Consider the following 2,040-nt stretch of genomic DNA (forward strand, 5'->3'; position numbering starts at 1 on the left):
CGCCCCGCCCCGGCCCGGCACGTGGCCGTGGCGCGCCGGGGCGTGGTTGAGCGCGTCGACGACCGTCCGGTCGCGCAGCGCCGTCGTGGGCAGGTCCCGGTAGGCGCGCACCGGCACGGCGGCGAACGCCAGGTCGCAGGCGAGCGCGCCGCCCACGCGCCCGCCGCCCACGCGCCCGCTGCCGATGACCCCGTTGGCACGCAAGGGTTCTCCGCTCTTCGCGAAGCGGATCAGGGGTGGTTCCGCTCTACCGGAGGCGTCCCTCCCGCAGGGCGTGCCCGAGTTGGCGGAGGGGTGCCTCCGCAAGCGGGCGGGCGGACTCGCGCGGGTCGGTGTTGACAAGGCTGGCTAATGGCATTAGCTTTTTGGCTAACATGCATAACAAACACCCCGGAGGACGCCATGACCCAGCACCTGACCCTCGACGGCGGCACCCTCGCCTACGACCTCGCCGGTGACACCGGCCCGCTCGTCGTCCTCGCCCACGGCATGGGCGACAGCCGCGCCGCCTACCGCTTCGTCGCCCCGCTCCTGGTCGCCGCGGGCCACCGCGTCGCGACCGTCGACCTGCGCGGCCACGGCGAGTCCAGCACCGGCTGGCCCGAGCACACCCGCACCGCGATCGCGGGCGACCTCGTCGCGCTCATCCGGCACCTCGGCGGCCCCGCCGTCCTGGTCGGCCACTCCATCTCCGGCGGCGCGGCCACCATCGCCGCCGCCACCGCGCCCGAGCTGGTCACCGCCCTGGTCGAGCTGACCCCGTTCACCCGCGCCCAGGAGTTCTCCCTCCGCGACCTCGCGCACCCCGCCTACCGCAGGGGGGTGCTCGCCCTGCTCGGCATGGCCGCGTTCGGCAGCACCGGCAGCTGGCTGCGCTACCTGGAGCTCGCCTACCCCGGCCCCCGCCCGGCCGACTGGGACGCGCGCCAGGCCGAGATCGCCGCGATGCTGCGCGAGCCCGGCCGCATGAAGGCGTTGCGCGCCATGGGACAGGGCTCCCCGGCCGACGCGGGCGCCCAGCTGGCGAACGTCACGTGCCCGGTGCTCGTCGTGCAGGGCGAACTGGACCCAGACTGGGTCTCGCCGCGCGCCGAGGGCGAGGCCGTCGTCGCCGACCTGCCCGCGGGCCTCGGGAGGCTGGCGGTCGTCGCGGGCGCCGGGCACTACCCGCACGTCCAGTTCCCCGAGCGGGTCGTGGAGCTGGTGCTGGAGTTCCTCGCCGCCACCCGTGCCTAGGAGCCGCCTCGACCGGGCCGCCGTCGTGGCGGCCGGGGCCGCGCTGGCCGACGAGGTGGGCTTCGACCACCTGGCCATGGGCCCGCTCGCCGAACGCCTCGGCGTGCGCGCGCCCTCGCTGTACCGGCACGTGAGGTCCTTGGCGGACCTCAAGAACGCCGTCTCCGCACTGGCGGCCCACGAGATCGGGGACGTCCTGCGCCGCGCCGTCGCCGGGCGCTCCGGACCGGACGCCCTGCGCGCGCTGGCCGACGCCCTGCGCCACTGGGCGCGCGCCCACCCCGGCCGCTACCCCGCCGCCGTCCTGGCCGACGACCCCGCGATGGCCCTCTTCTCCTTGTGCCTCACCGGTTCCCCGCCGCACGCCGCCCGCGCGTTCAGGTCGGCCTCGCACGGGTTCATCACCCTGGAGTCCGCGGGCGCTTTCGGCCTGCCGCACGACGTCGACCGCAGCTACCGCTACCTCGTCGACACCCTGATCACCGGCCTGGGCGCCGCACCGAGGTGGCCCAGGCAGGGACAACCCGTCCCCTGATGGTCCGTGCCTTCATCCGCCCGCCCGCGCCCGACAGGCTCGGTCCCATGAGCGAAACCCCCCTCACCGGCAAGCTCGCCGTCGTCACCGGCGCGAGCGACGGCATCGGACTCGGCCTCGCCCGCAGGCTCGCGGCGCTGGGCGCGGAGGTCGTCATCCCGGTGCGCAACGCGGCCAAGGGCCGCGTCGCGCTGGAGAAGATCGGCGGCGCCTCCTCCACCCGCGTGCTCGACCTGGCGTCGCTGGCCTCCGTCGCCGACCTCGCCGAC

General features: G+C 75.8%; 3 protein-coding genes and 1 pseudogene. 3 read left to right on the forward strand and 1 reads right to left on the reverse strand.

The genetic code is table 11. The features are described 5' to 3' along the window. A pseudogene (locus tag ACTUAL_RS05890) lies at positions 1-204 on the reverse strand (NADP oxidoreductase); the annotation flags it as partial. A gap of 198 nt (positions 205-402) precedes the next feature. Here ACTUAL_RS05890 and ACTUAL_RS05895 point away from each other — a divergent pair. The 3 genes from ACTUAL_RS05895 to ACTUAL_RS05905 form a co-directional block, all read left to right on the forward strand. Next, entirely contained in the window at positions 403-1,236 is an 834-nt protein-coding gene (locus ACTUAL_RS05895) for an alpha/beta fold hydrolase (protein WP_440899529.1), read from the forward strand. Then, positions 1,229-1,771: a TetR/AcrR family transcriptional regulator gene (locus ACTUAL_RS05900; protein WP_440899530.1), complete on the forward strand. Its 543-nt coding sequence runs from the start codon at positions 1,229-1,231 to the stop codon at positions 1,769-1,771. Before ACTUAL_RS05895 ends, ACTUAL_RS05900 begins: the two co-directional genes overlap by 8 nt. 47 nt (positions 1,772-1,818) lie before the next feature. Then, positions 1,819-2,040 (forward strand): SDR family NAD(P)-dependent oxidoreductase (locus ACTUAL_RS05905; protein WP_440899531.1); only part of this gene is annotated, 222 nt, incomplete at its 3' end.

The sequence above is a fragment of the Actinosynnema sp. genome (assembly GCF_052038725.1).